This window comes from Streptomyces sp. NPDC021212 (genome assembly GCF_044332925.1).
Classification (GTDB): Bacteria; Actinomycetota; Actinomycetes; order Streptomycetales; family Streptomycetaceae; genus Streptomyces.
The window spans coordinates 151701-166678 of sequence record NZ_JBIRPZ010000005.1 but is presented as its reverse complement, the minus strand read 5'-3'; the positions used below and the strand labels follow the sequence as shown (position 1 = coordinate 166678).

Annotated in this window: 13 protein-coding genes, 1 tRNA gene and 5 pseudogenes; 7 read left to right on the top strand and 12 right to left on the bottom strand. The window is 71.6% G+C overall.

Features of this window, described 5'->3' with window-relative positions; genetic code table 11:
* The first annotated feature begins 75 nt into the window (after nt 1-75).
* Nucleotides 76-1056, top strand: coding sequence for an aldo/keto reductase (locus ACH4SI_RS15425; protein WP_398296198.1), 981 nt, complete (start codon nt 76-78; stop codon nt 1054-1056).
* Nucleotides 1053-3449 (top strand): helix-hairpin-helix domain-containing protein, encoded by a 2397-nt coding sequence (locus tag ACH4SI_RS15420; RefSeq protein WP_398296197.1) that lies wholly within the window; start codon nt 1053-1055, stop codon nt 3447-3449. Before ACH4SI_RS15425 ends, ACH4SI_RS15420 begins: the two co-directional genes overlap by 4 nt.
* 79 nt (nt 3450-3528) lie before the next feature.
* Here ACH4SI_RS15420 and ACH4SI_RS15415 read toward each other — a convergent pair whose 3' ends face one another.
* Nucleotides 3529-4212 carry a hypothetical protein gene (locus ACH4SI_RS15415; RefSeq protein WP_398296196.1) on the bottom strand — a complete coding sequence of 228 codons (684 nt, stop codon included), beginning with the start codon at nt 4210-4212 and terminating at the stop codon, nt 3529-3531.
* A 47-nt stretch (nt 4213-4259) separates the two neighbouring features.
* On the opposite strand from ACH4SI_RS15415, the gene ACH4SI_RS15410 reads away from it, so the two are divergent.
* Nucleotides 4260-4448 (top strand): DUF5703 family protein, encoded by a 189-nt coding sequence (locus ACH4SI_RS15410; RefSeq protein WP_079152252.1) that lies wholly within the window; start codon nt 4260-4262, stop codon nt 4446-4448.
* An 86-nt stretch (nt 4449-4534) separates the two neighbouring features.
* On the opposite strand, the gene ACH4SI_RS15405 is transcribed toward ACH4SI_RS15410, so the two are convergent.
* The gene (locus tag ACH4SI_RS15405) at nt 4535-5437 is read right to left on the bottom strand and encodes a chaplin (RefSeq protein ID WP_398296195.1); all 903 of its coding nucleotides are present in this window, start codon (nt 5435-5437) and stop codon (nt 4535-4537) included.
* Between the two features lie 334 nt (nt 5438-5771).
* On the bottom strand, nt 5772-7112 hold the full coding sequence (locus ACH4SI_RS15400) for a M20/M25/M40 family metallo-hydrolase (RefSeq protein WP_398296194.1): 1341 nt from the start codon (nt 7110-7112) through the stop codon (nt 5772-5774).
* 282 nt (nt 7113-7394) lie between these two features.
* On the opposite strand from ACH4SI_RS15400, the gene ACH4SI_RS15395 reads away from it, so the two are divergent.
* Nucleotides 7395-7479, top strand: a tRNA-Leu gene (locus tag ACH4SI_RS15395).
* A 385-nt stretch (nt 7480-7864) separates the two neighbouring features.
* Here the strand turns inward: ACH4SI_RS15395 and ACH4SI_RS15390 are convergent.
* From ACH4SI_RS15390 to ACH4SI_RS15355, 8 genes and pseudogenes are all read right to left on the bottom strand, one after another.
* Nucleotides 7865-8156: pseudogene (locus tag ACH4SI_RS15390) on the bottom strand (leucine zipper domain-containing protein); the annotation flags it as partial.
* A 101-nt stretch (nt 8157-8257) separates the two neighbouring features.
* Complete coding sequence (locus tag ACH4SI_RS15385; RefSeq protein WP_398296193.1) at nt 8258-8959, bottom strand: alpha/beta fold hydrolase; 702 nt, start codon at nt 8957-8959, stop codon at nt 8258-8260.
* 27 nt (nt 8960-8986) lie between these two features.
* A complete protein-coding gene (locus tag ACH4SI_RS15380) occupies nt 8987-9397 on the bottom strand; it encodes a nuclear transport factor 2 family protein (RefSeq protein WP_398296192.1) in 411 nt (136 codons plus the stop codon).
* A gap of 2 nt (nt 9398-9399) precedes the next feature.
* Nucleotides 9400-10209, bottom strand: coding sequence for an MBL fold metallo-hydrolase (locus ACH4SI_RS15375; protein ID WP_398296191.1), 810 nt, complete (start codon nt 10207-10209; stop codon nt 9400-9402).
* Between the two features lie 35 nt (nt 10210-10244).
* Nucleotides 10245-10856, bottom strand: a complete 612-nt coding sequence (locus ACH4SI_RS15370; RefSeq protein WP_398296190.1) for a DsbA family protein — start codon at nt 10854-10856, stop codon at nt 10245-10247.
* A 368-nt stretch (nt 10857-11224) separates the two neighbouring features.
* Nucleotides 11225-11719 (bottom strand): MarR family winged helix-turn-helix transcriptional regulator, encoded by a 495-nt coding sequence (locus tag ACH4SI_RS15365; protein ID WP_398296189.1) that lies wholly within the window; start codon nt 11717-11719, stop codon nt 11225-11227.
* A gap of 80 nt (nt 11720-11799) precedes the next feature.
* Nucleotides 11800-11968 (bottom strand): annotated as a pseudogene (locus tag ACH4SI_RS15360) (helix-turn-helix domain-containing protein); the annotation flags it as partial.
* Nucleotides 11969-12049: 81 nt separating this feature from the next.
* A pseudogene (locus ACH4SI_RS15355) lies at nt 12050-12451 on the bottom strand (LysR substrate-binding domain-containing protein); the annotation flags it as partial.
* Between the two features lie 32 nt (nt 12452-12483).
* Between ACH4SI_RS15355 and ACH4SI_RS15350 the strand changes: the two are divergent.
* Nucleotides 12484-12984, top strand: a complete 501-nt coding sequence (locus ACH4SI_RS15350) for a hypothetical protein (RefSeq protein ID WP_398296188.1) — start codon at nt 12484-12486, stop codon at nt 12982-12984.
* Nucleotides 12985-13080: 96 nt separating this feature from the next.
* Nucleotides 13081-13341, top strand: a complete 261-nt coding sequence (locus ACH4SI_RS15345; RefSeq protein ID WP_398296187.1) for a hypothetical protein — start codon at nt 13081-13083, stop codon at nt 13339-13341.
* A gap of 375 nt (nt 13342-13716) precedes the next feature.
* On the opposite strand, the pseudogene ACH4SI_RS15340 reads toward ACH4SI_RS15345, so the two are convergent.
* Nucleotides 13717-13824: pseudogene (locus ACH4SI_RS15340) on the bottom strand (transposase); the annotation flags it as partial.
* A 510-nt stretch (nt 13825-14334) separates the two neighbouring features.
* Here ACH4SI_RS15340 and ACH4SI_RS15335 point away from each other — a divergent pair.
* A pseudogene (locus ACH4SI_RS15335) lies at nt 14335-14978 on the top strand (hypothetical protein); the annotation flags it as partial.

Here is a 14978-nt window from a genome sequence, read left to right as displayed (position 1 = left end):
TCAGGGGTGGGTTATCCACAGGCTGACACGGTCAGCTTTCCGGCCAGTAATCTCGATGTTCATGGAGCGATGTACATGGAGCTAAGGCACCTGGGCCGCACCGGCCTGCGCGTATCCCGGCTCGGCCTCGGCACGCTCACTTGGGGGCGGGACACCGGCGAACACGAAGCGGCGGACCAGCTCAAGGCGTTCTGGGAGGCGGGCGGGACGCTGGTCGACACCGCCGACGTGTACGCGGACGGGGAGGCGGAATATCTGCTCGGGCGGCTGCTGGAGGGGCTGGTGCCGCGGCGCGATCTGCAGATCGCCACCAAGGCGGGCAGCGTCCCGGACCCGGACCGCCGCTTCGACGGCTCCCGCGGCCATCTCCTGGCGGCCCTGGACGCCTCGCTGGAGCGGCTCGGCACGGACCACGTCGACCTGTGGCAGGTGCACGCCTTCGACCCCGTCACCCCGCTCGAGGAGACCCTGCAGGCGCTCGACATAGCGGTCAGCAGCGGGCGGGCGCGGTATGTCGGCGTGTCCAACTTCTGCGGCTGGCAGCTCGCCAAGGCCGCCACCTGGCAGCTGGCCTCGTCCGGTGCCCACACCCGGCTCGCCAGCACCCAGATGGAGTACTCGCTGCTCCAGCGCGGCATCGAGCGCGAGGTGCTGCCCGCCGCCCTCGACCTCGGCATCGGGCTGCTGCCCTCCTCGCCGCTGGGTCGTGGCGTACTGACCGGAAAGTACCGCCACATGACGCCCGCCGACTCCCGCGGCGCCTCCGAACTCGCCGCCTTCGTCGCCCCGTACCTCGACGAGGAGGCGAGCCGGATCGTCGACGCCGTCGCCATAGCCGCCGACGGCCTGGCCACCAGCGCCCTGCATGTCGCCCTCGCCTGGGTGCGCGACCGCCCGGGCGTGACCGCGCCCATCGTGGGCGCGCGCAACGCCCAGCAGTTGCGCGCTGCGCTGTCGGTGGAAGCCCTTAATCTTCCGGACGAGATCTGCCAGGCGCTCGACGATGTGTCGACGCCCGTGCACCGCTATCCCGATCAGGACTGGAGCACGCTGTGACGACCGACCACCTCGCCGGCGACCCCCCGCCCGAGGAGGCCACCGGGGCGAGCGCGGACCACGCCGCGCCCACCGACGCCCCGACGCCTGCGGGTGCGGGCACCCCCGCCCCCGGCGGGGCGGCACCCACACCCGCCGACGCGTCCGACGCCGCCGACGGCGCGTCAGACTCCGCCGACGCGCCGTGGGGTTCGGCTCCGGCCGACGCCAGCGGGACCGACGCACGCGCCGAGGCAACGGTCCCCGGCGCCGCCGGGGCGGAGGGCCCGGCGGCGGACACCTCCGGGCAGCCGCCTGCGGAGCGCACCGCGGCAGAGGCCGCACAGCCCGACGCCGGGAGTGCCGCCGCCGGGGCGGATCCCGAGGCCACCGGGACCGACGCGCGCACCGAGCCGACGGGGACCGGCGCCGCCGCGCCAGGGGGCTCGACTGCGGGGGACTCCCCCGGGCAGCCATCGGCGGGCGGTGGCGGCAAGGGCGGGCGGTCCGCCGCGGCCGAGGCGTTGGCTGCCGCCGTGCGGGCCGTCGAGAGTGGCGAGCGGTCGGCGGCCTCGTTCTTCAACGAGCCCCGTCCGGCGCCCGCCCGGCCACGACCCGCCCCCGCGCCCGAAGCGGCCCGTGCCGCGGCCGCCCCGGCCCCCGTTCCGCAACCGGCGCGTCCCGCGGCGGCCGGGGTCGCCGGAGTCCGGGAGGTACTGGCGGCGGGCGGGGCGCCCGAGGCGCTGGCCGTGGCGGTCGCCGAGACGCTCGGCGAGCGCGCCGCCGAGGCGCTGCGCGAGGACCCCTGGCAGTTGCTCGCCGTGCCCGGGGTGCGCCCCGATCAGGCCGACGGGTTCGCCCGCGCCCTGCTGGGGCCGGAGTGCGGGCCGGACGACAAGCGCCGTTCGCAGGCGCTCACCGGCTGGCTGCTGGAGCGCGCCGCGCTCGAAGGGCACACCGCGCTGGAGTCCTCCGCGCTGCGCGCCGCGCTCGCCAAGGTGTCCGTACCCGACCCGGACGAGGCGCTGCGGGCGGCGATCGCGGGCGGCGGGGTGCTGGTCTTCCAGGACGCCCTGGAGGTGCCCGCGGGCGCCCGGCCCGCGCCGTCCGACGACGAGGACGCCGAGCAGCCGGTGCGGGTGCTGCTGGGGCTCGACCGTTACGCGCTCGCGGAGGAGAGCCTGGCCGACGGGTTCGCCCGGCTGATCACCACGTTCGCCGATGCGCACAAGGACGAGCCGGACTGGGAGGCGGCCGCGAGCGCCGCCCCGTCCCCCTCCGCCGCGGAGCTGATCCGTACCGTCGCCGCGCACGGCCTGGTCACGCACAGCGGCGGCGAGGCGGCCCGCGCCGAACCGGCGGCGCTGGTCGCCGCCGCGCGGTCCATGGGTCTGCGGGTGTGCGCCGCCGCGCACAGCGAGGACGGCAGGCGGCGGCTGGCCGCGGAGGTCGGCGCCGACGCGGCCGTCACCGTCGCCGGGCTGCTCTCCGGCGGCGAGGGCCCTGGGCGCGACGAGGACGGCGCGCTGGCGCTCGACCTGATCGCCGTGCTGGACGCGCCCCAGCTGGACGTGGAGGCGGCGGCCGTGCTCGTCGAGTCCCTGCCGGACGGCGCCCGGCTGGTGCTGAGCGGGGACCCGGGCGTGCTGTGGTCGGCCGGGCCAGGCCGGGTGTTCGCGGATCTGCTGGCGGCCCGCCGTTGCCCGCAGGTGGTCTCCCGTACGCCCGACCCGGGGCCGATCGGCGAGCTGGTCTCGGGCATCGGCATCGGGGAGCTGAACCAGGTGGAGGCGCCGGGCAAGGAGGTCGTGATCGTCCCCGTGCGCGACGCGGGCGAGGCCGTGCACCGCACCGTGCAGCTGGTCGCGGATTCGGTGCCGCGCGCGATCGGCGTGGCGTCGGAGCAGACGCAGGTGATCACGCCGGGCCATGGTGGCGCGGCCGGGACGCGTGCCCTCAACGCCGCGCTGAAGGAGCGGCTGAACCCCGGCCCCGGCCGGTTCGCCGGTTTCGACCCCGGCGACCGCGTCGCCTACACCCCGGCGCCGGGCCGTGCCCTCCCGGGCACCGTGGTGTCGGCGGACGCCGAGGGGCTGCGGCTGGACTGCGCGGGTGCGCCGGTGGTGGTGCCCCGTGAGCAGGTCGGCGACCTGGTGCGGCACGGCTGGGCCCTCACCGCACATCAGGCGGCCGGAATGCGCTGGCCCGCGGCGGTCGTGGTGCTGCCGGGGGACGCGGGCGCCGGGCTGACCCGGGCCTGGATCTACACCGCCTTCGGCCGGGGTGAGCGGCATCTTTCCGTGGTGCACGGCGTGGAGGCCGCGCTGCCACGGGCGGTCGCGGAGATCCCGTTCAAGGACCGCACCACCCGTCTGCGGTCCCTGCTCCGGACCCAGGCGCCGCCCACGGGGTGACGGGCGGCACGGGCGATACGGGCCCTCGGGCCGCGGGGGTGCGCGGCCGGAGGGCCCGGGGTGCGGCGTTCGGCCGGGTTCAGCTCCCCGGGCCCAGCACCTCGAGATCGTCCTCGTCCTCGTCCTCGTCGTCCAGCTCCTCGTCGAAGACCGAGCTGACGTCGAAACGGCACACGATCTGTTCCGGATCGGCCTGGTCGAACGGCGCGGACAGCCACTCGCCCGGTTCGGCGGACTCTTCGAGGGCCGAGACCCAGAGGGTCGAGTCGCCCTCCTCCAGGCCGAATTCCTTGTGCCGGGAGGCGATCTCGTCCGGTTCGAACTCGCCGAACACCACTCCGAGTGCGGCATGGACGCTCTCACCGGCGCCGGCCGTCCCGCCGCCCAGGCGGCCACCCCCGGTATCGAGGTCCGGATCCAGGTCGACGATGCGCTGTGCCTGCGACAGCAGCCGCTGCGGTTCGACCACCGCGTAGTCCCGGCGGATCAGCACGCTGAGCGCACTGGGTTCGTCCGGCCCCGCATAGGCGGGCAGGCTGTCGTCGCCCGGGATCTCGAAGGGCGTGACTTCGTCGTAGGCGTCGTAGAGCATTTCGTCGTAGGCCTCGGCTGCCGCCGCCAGTTCGTTGAATGCGGCGTAGACGGCCGGGTCGCCTTCCCCCGACCGGCGTTCGACGGCGTCGAGGTGACGGTCCAGTGCGACTTTCACCGCTTCGGCGGCGGCGCGTACCTCGGCAGCGGATGGCTGCGCAGCATCAGACATAGTGCAGACGCTATCCGTACCAGGGCAGTTCCCGCACAATAGATGCGATGCCGGAATACGAATTCTGCGATGTGTATGTGCCACGCGGGGTGTCCCGCAACGCCACTACCCGCCTGCTCACCGACCATGCCGAATACGGACACTGGGAGTTGGATCGACTGAGACTCAACCCCGACGGCAGCCGAAGAGTACGGCTGCGGCGTCGCATCATCCGCCAGCTCCGCGCCACCTGGTGACGCGCAGCGGGCCCCGCACGAGGCGGGGCCCGCTGCGGTCCGACCGGATCGGACCAGGTCAGACGGTGTGGACAGGCTATGCGGGGTCAGCGCCGGGCGACGCGCGCCCGGCGGTAGAGCACCGTGCCCGCGAGCAGCATGCCCGCGGCAGCCGGAATGGCCAGTTCCATCGATCCGGCACCGGTGTGGGCGAGCTGCTCGCTGCCGGTGAGGTGGGAACCGCCGAGGTTCGCGGCCGGGTCGGCGCCGTGCGATCCGGCCTGGCCGTGCCCGTTCCCGTGGTTGCCCTTGCCACCGTTGTCGCCGGGGGTGTCATCTCCCGGCTTGTTCGGCTGGCCCTGGTTGCCGGGGGTACCGGGCTGACCCGGGTTACCGGGGTTGCCCGGGGTGCCAGGGTTCCCGGGGGTGCCGGGATTCCCCGGGGTGCCGGGGTTCCCGGGGTTTCCCGGGTTGCCGGGGTTACCAGGGTTCCCCGGGTTACCAGGGTTGCCGGGGTTCCCCGGGTTGCCGGGCTTGCCCGGTACGGCTTCGACCATGCCGCAGTCGCCCCCGCTGCTGTTCCCGGCAGCGATCACACCGATGCCGTTCCCGCACACATTGACCGGGACGTGCACCGGAACCTGGACGTTGTTGCCGGAGCCGATCCCCGGCGAGTTCTGGCTGCTGCCCTGGGCGGAGGAGTCCCCCGCCTGGGAGCCGCTGGAAGACGAACTGCCGGAGTTACCGGAGCTGCCCGAGCTGCCGGATCCCTGCTGCGCGCCGCTGCCGCACCGGGCGTCGTTGAGGAACCCGAGGACGTTCACGGTGTTTCCGCACAGGTGCACCGGCACATGCACCGGCACCTGGATGTTGTTGCCCGACACGACCCCGGGCGAGGACCCGGCGCTGCCGTTCGCCCCCGAATCGGCGTGTGCGTAGCCCCCGGTCACGGCCAGAACGCCGCTCGCCGCCGCTACGGTGATCAGGCCCTTTTTCGCAACCTGTCGCATAACTCTTCGCTCCCCTGCCTGTGGCCCGGCCGGAACGCGTGCGGGCGGTGTCGCCCGCACCCCCATGCCCGGTCGGCCCCGGAGTGGCGTGGCGCACACTCCGGGCCCGCCGGGATCACGTTCCGGTGGACCGTGACTCAACGTCACGTGATCGATGCGGTAGTCGCCGAAGGCCGGGGTTCTTCGTCCCGCCCCCTCTTCGGCATCGCGGCCCGGTCACGGGCCGCACACCCCATGTAACGAGGAGGGAGCAATCAAGCTATCAAGCTACGACAGCATTCACCCTTTGTGATGCATTCGGTATGTGTGATCGATTAGGCCATCCGGGCAGGGCTCAGCACGCGTCGAGGAACCGGTCGAGGACCCGCACGCCGAACTTCAGCCCGTCCACCGGAACCCGCTCGTCCACGCCGTGGAACATCCCGGCGAAGTCCAGCTCCGGGGGCAGCTGCAGCGGCGCGAAGCCGAAGCAGCGGATGCCGAGGTCGTCGAAGGACTTGGCGTCCGTACCGCCGGAGAGGCAGTACGGCACGGCGCGCGCGATCGGGTCCTCGGCCTTCAGCGCGGTCTGCATGGCGTCGACCAGCGCCCCGTCGAAGCTCGTCTCCAGGGCCTTGTCCGCGTGCACGTCCTCGCGCTTGACCCGCGGGCCGAGGATGCGGTCGAGGTCGGCCAGGAACTCGTCCTCCAGCCCCGGCAGGAAGCGGCCGTCCACATGGGCCGTCGCCTGCCCCGGGATCACGTTGACCTTGTAGCCGGCGCCGAGCATGGTCGGCGCGGCGGTGTTCTGCAGCGTCGCCCCGATGAGTTTCGCGATCCCGCCGAGCTTGGCCAGCGTCTCGTCCATGTTCTCCGGGTCGAGCGGGGTGCCGAGCGCGTCGGACAGCTCGTCCAGGAAGGACCGTACGGTCTTGGTCACCCGGATCGGGAACTTGTGCCGCCCGAGCCGCCCGACCGCCTCCGACAGTTCGGTGATGGCGTTGTCGTTGTTGGTCATCGAGCCGTGGCCCGCGGTGCCGTCCACCGTGAGCCGCATCCAGTGCATGCCCTTCTGGGCGGTCTCGATGAGGTACAGCCGCAGGTCCTCGTTGACGTTGAAGGAGAAGCCGCCGACCTCGCCGATCGCCTCCGTCACGCCCTCGAACAGCTCCGGGTGCTCGTTGACCAGGTGCCGCGCCCCGAACACCCCGCCGGCCTCCTCGTCGGCGAGGAAGGCGAGCACGATGTCGCGCGGGGGCTTGCGGCCGGTACGCAGCCGCTCCCGTACGACGGCGAGCGTCATGGCGTCCATGTCCTTCATGTCCACCGCGCCCCGGCCCCAGACGCAGCCGTCGGCGATCTCGCCGGAGAAGGGGTGATGGGTCCAGTCCTCGGCATTGGCCGGTACGACGTCGGTGTGGCCGTGGATGAGCAGCGCGGGGCGGGACGGGTCCTCGCCCTCGATGCGGGCCACCGTCGAGGCCCGGCCCTTGCGCGATTCGAAGATCTGCGGTTCGAGCCCCACCTCGGCGAGCTTCTCGGCGACGTACTCGGCAGCGGCCCGCTCGCCCGGGCCGGAGTGGTCGGGGCCGTAATTGCTGGTATCGATCCGGATCAGATCACGGCACAGATCGACGACCTCGTCCTCGCCGCTGACCGTTCCGGCTTTCGTCCCGCCCGCTTGCGACTCACTCACGCTGCCTCCTCATCGTTCCCTGCCCCCGGACCGCGCCCACCCGGACCGGCCCGCCACGGGGCTATCCAGCCATCCTGCCCCTCCCGACGCCGCAGCCCAAGGCCGCAATACCCCCGTCATGCTCCCGTCACAGCGACGGCCACCGCAACGGGCACCGCGACGGGCACCGCGGCGGACACCCGGCGGGCCGCCGGGCGCCGTCGTCCGCGTGATCGAGCACGCTCTGATGTTTGCTATGGTTTTCCACGTCGGAACGGCCGCGGGCCGGACGGCAGACACCTGGTCCGGGTGGCGGAATGGCAGACGCGCTAGCTTGAGGTGCTAGTGCCCTTTATCGGGCGTGGGGGTTCAAGTCCCCCCTCGGACACATACAGTACGCCCACCGGTGCTGGCCGAGTCTCGGCCAGCACCGTTTGCGTTTCATGGTCGTAGGTCAGATGCAGCCCAAGTTGCCGGTTGACCTCGGCCTTGTCCGCGGGGTCGGCCCGGCGCAGCACGGACAGGAGCCCGCCGAGGGTGTCGACCAGGCCGCGGATCTCCTCTGGGCTCATCCATGGGTGGGCCTCCGACTGGTTCTCGGCCTGTGCCAGTTTGGCGGCGCTCGTGGCGCTCTCGGCTTGGACTTCCCGGCTCCACGTGGCCACGAGTGTGGGGTTGGCTCCGGCTTCGAGGGCGGCGCGATGCCGGGCGAGCTTGCGGTCGCACTCGGCCAGGGCACGCCGCAGGGGCTCTGTCTCGTGGTTGTACGTGTGGAGGCCCAGAAGGGGACCGATGCGGGCCGGGCCGAGCTTGCGGGCCTGACGCAGCCGACACATGCGGGCCTCCACCATCGCGGGCGTGCGATGGGGTGTCGTCCGCGGCTGGCTGGAGCGATCGTGCAGGCCCGGCTCGCCCTCTGTGCGCCAGCGGCGGACTCACTTGTGAGAGGTGGGCCCGCGAAACGCCCATCTCCGCCGCGACATGCGCAACGGGGCGACATGCGCCGACACGTTCGACGAGAAGCCGCCTGCCGTGAACGGTCAGCCGGGCATTACGGTGGGACACGAAGACCTCCGTGCGGTGCAGTCCTAGACAGCTCCACCACGCCGGAGGTCTTCGCCATGATCAAGCCCTGCGCGTGTCAACAACGCTCGTGATCAATACAGCTAGGACCTGTTGGACGAGGCCCGCGCGACGGCCTTGGCGAGAGCGTCGGCTACCTCGTCGGTATGGGACAGGTGCGGGGAGTGTCCGGAGGGAACACGAACACTGTGTGCGGCACGCGCGGCCCACTGTTCCTGTACCGCGGGCGGCAGTGCCGGATCCTCGGTGGCCACGACGTACGTCAGGGGAACGTCGGTCGGCGCAGCACCCAGCTTCTCGGTGAAGGCGCGCATGCCCTGCCAGTTGAGGCGTTCGACGGCCTCGGCTGTCAGGGTGGGGTCGACACCGCTGAAGATGGACTCCTCGGCGTCTCCCGCCTTGACGGCCAGGCCGTCGGGCGAGTGGTTCCAGGTGGGCGGGAAGTCGCCGCCCATCCACTCCATCATCGAGGTGCCCGCTTCCAGGGCGAAGGCGGCGATGTAGACGAGCTCCGCGACCTGGCCCGATTCGGCGGCAGCCCAGGTCGCCGGCACTCCGCCGTAGGAGTGCGCGGCGAGCACCACAGGTCCGTCGACAGCCGCGACAGCGGCGCGCACCACCTTGACGTCCTCGACCAGCCCCTGGGTGGCCGCGCTGTCGGGCCCGCTGCTGGGCAGTTGGACGGCTAGGGAGGCGATGCCGCGGGCGCTGAGCCGCTCACGCAGGGGTTCGAAGATCCACGGGGTGTGCATCGCTCCGTGCACGAGAACGACAGTGGGGTTCATCTGAGCTGTCCTCAAGTAGTGGGAGGGTCAGTCGTTCATGGCGTCGCGGACGAGCGCCGTGTCGACGAACTGTTCGAAGCGGACGATGAGTCCGCCCCGTACGACGAAGTGGTGCGCGACCCGGACGTCGATCGGCTTGCCCGTGGCCTTGTTGGTCGCGGTGTAACGGGCGAGGACGATGACGTTCTCGCCGTCGACGACGTAGGTGTCGTCGTGGGCGGCCCACCCGTCCCACTCCTTGCCGAGCTGCTCCATGACGTTCGAGGTGACGCCCTCGGGCGTGCGATAGGTCCCGGCCAGCGGGAAGCCGGCCATCTCCGTCCACTCCACGTCGGGGGCGAGGGTGGCGCGCAGGGCGTCCAGGTCGCCGGCGGCCGAGGCCAGGTACTGGCGGCGGACGACGTCGGCGGGAGCCGTCGACGAGGCGAACTCGCTCATGGTCAGCCCCACTTCATCTCGCCCTTGGCGACCTTCGAGCCGATCTGGGCGGCGATCAGCATGCCGTTGTCCGGGAAGCGCTTGACCAGGGCGTCGTTCAGCGCGGCACCGTCGGCGGCCTTGCCCAGCTCCTCCTCGAAGGCGATCAGGTAGTCGCGGGTGGCGGTGATGGCGGAGCCGTCGGCCGCGGTGCCGGGGAGGCGGTGACCGGGGACGACCAGTTCCGGGTCGAGGGCGGCCATCTCGTCGAGCAGGTCGATCCAGGCGGCGCGGTCGCCGGGGGTGGGGGTGTCGGCGACCCAGACGTGCTCCTGCTGGAAGAGAAGGACACCGCCGAGCAGGGCACGGTGCTCGGCCTGCCACAGGTAGTGGCGGTCGGGCAGGCCGGCCGGGCCGCCCCTGAGCTCGAAGCGGTGGCCCTCCAGGGTGAGGTCGCCGGTCAGCGGCTCCAGGTCGACCAGGCGCGTGGGCAGGTTCGGGCCGAGGGCCTCCCACGCCTTGAGCTTGCCCTCGTAGGAGTGCTTGATGTGCTCGATGACGATCGGGGTGGCGACGAACCTCGCCTCGGGGAAGGCGTCGGCGATCACCTCGGCGCCGAAGTAGAAGTCGGGGTCGCCGTGCGAGACGAAGACGGTGGTCAGCGTCTTGCCGGAGTCGAGGATCTCCGCGGCCAGGCGGTGGCCGTCGGCGCGGGTGAAGGCCGCGTCCACCAGCAGGGCCTCGCTCTCGCCGGTGACGAGGGTGGCCGTCTTGTTCCTGGATCCGGCCGGGAAGTTCAGGTCGAAGATCGTGAAGGAGAGGGTGCTGCTCATGGTTGGTGCTCCTTGCGGGGATGGGGATTGCACAGTCAGGAGAGGGCGGCGAGTCGCCGGTCGACTTCGTCGGCGGTGGCGTGGCCGCGGGCCAGGACGGCGACGCGGCCACCGTCGACGGCGAGCAGGGTGGGGAAGCCGGTGACGCCCAGCTCGGCGCAGCGGCGGAAGTCGTCCGCCGCCGCGTCGTACGCCTCGGGGGACTCGAAGGCGGAAACGACAGCGTCGGCGTCAAAGCCCGCCTCTTCGGCGATCTTCCGGTACGTGGCGGACTCGGACAGGCTGAGGCCGTCGACGTAGAAGGCCCGCTGGAGGGCGCCGGCCAGCTCGGCCGCCCGGTCGGGGGCCACCCGGCGCAGGGCGGCGACGCCGCGCGCGGCGGCCTCGGAGTCCATCACGAACGAGCCGTCGGCGATCAGTCGGTCGTATACCTCGCCGAACTCGGCGCCGGTGAGCTCGGCGATCCGGGCGTTGGCTCCCTGAACGTAGCCGAACTCGCGGATCGGGACCCGGCGCGAGCCGGTGAACAGGCCGCCGGAGATGACTTCCACCGGTATGTCCGGGTGGCGGGAGACGGCCTCGCGCAGGGTGGGGGAGAACCCGTGCGACCAGCCGCAGTAGGCGTCGAAGGCGTAGACGAGCTGCATCGAGAACCTCGGCATCGGGGGGTACTCGCCTGGTGCGAGCGGTTCACCGAGCACAACAGTATCTGACTAGTCAGATATTCCTAAGCCGACTGTCAGGCGATTCATCCTCGTCCACGGGTCGGCACAGCTCATGAATCCAGCAGGAGCCTGGAGTCAAGGAGTGACCAAGCTTGTGACCATCCGAACGCATCTCGCCTTGGGGTCGCTGTCCGCGCGGGGGAGATCGCCGGGAGCGGGCCGACAGCCAGGTTGACGTGGCCCATGACGCGAGGGCGCAGGTCAATGACGTGCCGCGCGGCTTGGAGGTCGTCGCCGGTCGGTGCGGCGACGCATGCGGGGAGGGGCTCCTACGGGACGGCCCACGACCCTCAGGGAAGCCGGGGCAGTGTGTCCCGTGCCGTGTGGCTCAGGATGCGAAGGTCTTCGGCGAACCGGTGCCGGTCCTCCACCGGGAGGGGCGCCAGGAAGTAGCGCCTGATGTTCTCGACATGGACCCGGGACGCGGAGACCGTGGTCTCCTCGCCGAGCGGCGTCAGGCGCACCAGCCGCCCGCGCCGGTCACCAGGATCCTCGACGCGTTCGACCAGGCCGACCGCCTCCATACGGTCCACCAGACGCGTGGCGCCACCTGTCGTGAGGACCTGCTCCTGGGCGACGGCCCGCATCGACAGCCCCGGCTCCCCCGCCCTGCCCAGGATGAGCAGCACCTCGAACATCAGATGGCTGATACCGCACTCCACCTCCAGAGCCCGCCCCAGGATGTACTCCAGCCGGTTCGCGGCCCCCTGCAAGCGCCCGAAGGCCAGGATCAGCGCGTTGTTCGCGGCGTCGCTCGACGTCGAGATCTCCGCATGCTCGTCCACGGTCCTGACGCCCCTTCCCGTAGCTGCTTCCATCCGCCGACCGATCATGCCTCACCGGCCGAACGGCGGGTCCGACTCGGCTACCGGCCCTGGTGGGCGAGCCGGAACGCGCCGGGGGCGTACCGGTGTGACGGTGAAGAACTTGCCGAAGTTGGTGGGCTCGGGGAAGCCGAGGCGGCGCGCGATGGTCGCCACCGGCTCGTCGGTGTGCGCGAGCAGCCGCCTGGCCTCCAGGGCGATCCGGCCGTCGAATGTCGGTCACCAGGCCGAGGAGCCCGGACAGTGCGCGGCGGTGATCTGGTTGTCATGGTGTCGCTCCGGCTCTTGCGATCACACCGCCCCTGCGCTGCGGTTGTCCCCACGGCGCAGCAGGCTGTGCAGCGCCTGCGCTGCCGGGGACAGGGTTGCCGCGCGGCGCAGGACGTACGAGTGGCGGCTCTGGGGTGGGTCGAAGGGAACGATGACGACTCCCCCGGCTCGCCCGAGTTCGGCGAGTGTGAGGGGAAGGACCGCGGCGCCGGCGAGGACGAGGTAGAGGGAGGATCCGCGCAACTCGGTCTCGACGGCGGGTGTGAACGCGGTGGCGCTGTCGACGCCCGCCCCGGCCAGCATGTCGACCACCATGTCGCGGACGCCGGTGACCATTTCGAGGTCGAGCAGGTCGGGTACGCGGACGACGCCGCCCGGTGGCGGGAGGCTGCCGGGCGGCAGGGCGAGCACCATGTCCTGCTCGGTGACGAGCTCGCCGGCCCTCGGAGGCTCCGATGTCGCAGCCCACCCCTGTCCCGCTCACCCTTGCTCCGCCCTCCCCGCAGGCCGCCGCTGATGCCGCCAGCGCCTTGAGCGCCGCTGTCACCGAGGCGCAGTCGACCCCCGAAGGCCGGGCCCGGATCGCCCTCGCCGCAGCCCTGCACAACATCCCGGTGTGGAACTCCGCGAACCAGTCCCGCCCCGCACCCACCGACTGGGCCACCCAGGAGGCCAACCAGTACTCGGCGGTCCTGGGCTTCCTGCAGCGCACCTTCATACGTCGGCAGGACGCCGAGGCCCGAGCGGGCGGAAACCCCTCCTGGGCCACCGGGGTGCACTTCGCCGCGCTGCTGGCGAAGTCCTCCGTGGCCAAGGAAGTGGGCGAGCTCTACAAGCCCTCCGGCCTGTCCCTGACCGGCGACCTCACCACCCTCAATCACGCCCCCCCCGGATCAGTGAGAACCCCGCTGCCCTGGCCGAGACCAGCACCACCAGCGCCCTCACCGGCAAGCTGACCAAGCCCCAGATGGACATCCACACCATCGGCGATCCGACTCTGCCGGTGCAGGTCGAGAACGCCTACCACCGCACCGTGACCGCAGCCGGCTCCGGTGCCCTGCTGCGCCAGGCCTTACGTCGACAACCCCGGCCACTGCGCCTTCAGCCCGGCCGAACGCCTCGGCGCCCTCAACACCCTGGAAGACCGCATCACCACCGGCCACTGGCCCGACACCGACCCCACCGCCCTCAACAACCGCGCCGCGGCCGCCGACCCCACGACCCCGGCCCGCTACATCGCCTACCAGCCCGGCCCCTACCCGCGCCCCTACCCGCGCCCCTACGATCTCGCTCACCCAGCCGACCGCCCCTGACCCCCGGGTTTACAACAGAGGCCGGGGCCTCCTGCCATCAGAAGGCCCCGGCCTCATGGGCTCAGGGCTTCGGGGTAGTCGCGTGATGCCCGGTTCGTGGCGAACTGCCGGCTCAGTGGTGCTCCGGGAACGTGACAGGCATGGCTTCCAAGATCATGGAGTTCTCTACCCGCGTGATCCAAGTGGAAGACCGTGCCTGCCGACGCACCATCTCTGAATCCCGTCTGCCCTTGACCAACTGCGCGAGAATCCGCAGGCCGGTCCCGAGGAGGTCCCGGGCCTGCCGGAACGGTTGGCCGAGGTGCCGGACCCGCGTGAACATCGTGCCGAGGACGAGTCGGCTGACCTTGAGTCCCGCGGGTCCGAGCCGCGTGTACTGGTGGTGATGAGGTTCGCCAGGGCCTGCCGGTTACCGTCCTCGCCCAGGCGGGCGGCCACCGGTTCCACCGACTTGCGCCGCCCGTCCAGCAGCAGCCCGCGCAGACGCCACCGGCGAGTAAACCTGACCAAGCACTACTAGGGGCTGGGCAGTGAAAGCCGTGCTCTGGAGACCGCCTTGCGTGTCGAATCGGCCGCTATGCCGGAGCCAACACCGTCGTGAGGGGCGTGAACCGTGGGGTATTGGTCCAGATACCCCCTCGGACACAATCACTCCACACGCAAGCGGTGCTGGCCGAGTCTCGGTCGGCACCGTTTGCGTTTCCTGGCCGTAGGCCAGGGGTGACTCAAGAGCATTCATCGTGAGCCGCCGTTTCAAACATTCTCTGAGCCAAAGGGGTGGGTTTCCGCACTCAGTGTGGTGAACCGTCCCGGACGTGGCTGTACTGGTCCTACCGACTGCGGGGTGCCCATCTCCCTGTCGGGGTCAGGACAGAGATCGTTTCACGTTCTCCGGTCCGTTCCCTTGGGCACCCCGGCAGCGAGTGGCAGCCCCGCGCCACACCGACTCGAAGGGGCTGCACCATGCCCGTTGCTTTCACTCCCCCCACGCCCGTGGCGTGTACCACGTTCACGGCCCAGGTCACCTCCATCCCGGCGGGCGTCAGCGCCGGAAACACCGCCACCTTCACCTACGACGGCCAGACCCAGTCCGCGACCGTCGCCGCTGACGGAACCACCCCTCCGGTCACCTTCACCGCCGTGGGGTCCGGCTCCCAGACCGTCACCGTGGTGTACACCAGCGGCGTCACGGTCACCGGTACCGAGGTCGTTCCGATCACCATCACCCCCGCACCCGCCGGGTCGATCTCGACCACCCTGACCACCGTGGGCACGACCACACAGGCCAGCACCACCCTCACCTGCGGCGGCGACACCGCCTCGATCAACGGCACGATCCAGTACACCCTGCCCGGCGGGGGCACGGTATCGACGCCCGTGATCAACGGCGTCGTGACCCCGGTCGACCTCGGGGTGCTGCTGACGTCGGGGCAGTCGGTGACGGCCACCTTCGTAGCCGCTGCCGGGACCTGCCCCGCGTGCGTCTTCGTCCCGGTCACCACGAGCCTGTGCACGGTCCTGCTCCTGCCTCCGGCCGGTGCGGTCACGGCGGGTCAGCCCACCACCCTCCAGGCGCTCGTGCTGTGCAACGGCGTCCCGGTCAGCGGCGCCACCGTCACCTTCTCCAGCCCCAGCGG

What these genes read in the sequence shown, in the direction of transcription:
- ACH4SI_RS15410 (WP_079152252.1), top strand. Translation starts at nt 4,260, where the DNA reads ATGCCGGAATACGAATTCTGCGATGTGTATGTGCCACGCGGGGTGTCC.
- ACH4SI_RS15350 (WP_398296188.1), top strand. Translation starts at nt 12,484, where the DNA reads ATGTCGCAGCCCACCCCTGTCCCGCTCACCCTTGCTCCGCCCTCCCCG.
- ACH4SI_RS15385 (WP_398296193.1), bottom strand. Translation starts at nt 8,959, where the DNA reads ATGAACCCCACTGTCGTTCTCGTGCACGGAGCGATGCACACCCCGTGG.
- ACH4SI_RS15370 (WP_398296190.1), bottom strand. Translation starts at nt 10,856, where the DNA reads ATGCAGCTCGTCTACGCCTTCGACGCCTACTGCGGCTGGTCGCACGGG.
- ACH4SI_RS15405 (WP_398296195.1), bottom strand. Translation starts at nt 5,437, where the DNA reads ATGCGACAGGTTGCGAAAAAGGGCCTGATCACCGTAGCGGCGGCGAGC.
- ACH4SI_RS15380 (WP_398296192.1), bottom strand. Translation starts at nt 9,397, where the DNA reads ATGAGCGAGTTCGCCTCGTCGACGGCTCCCGCCGACGTCGTCCGCCGC.
- ACH4SI_RS15375 (WP_398296191.1), bottom strand. Translation starts at nt 10,209, where the DNA reads ATGAGCAGCACCCTCTCCTTCACGATCTTCGACCTGAACTTCCCGGCC.
- ACH4SI_RS15415 (WP_398296196.1), bottom strand. Translation starts at nt 4,212, where the DNA reads ATGTCTGATGCTGCGCAGCCATCCGCTGCCGAGGTACGCGCCGCCGCC.
- ACH4SI_RS15425 (WP_398296198.1), top strand. Translation starts at nt 76, where the DNA reads ATGGAGCTAAGGCACCTGGGCCGCACCGGCCTGCGCGTATCCCGGCTC.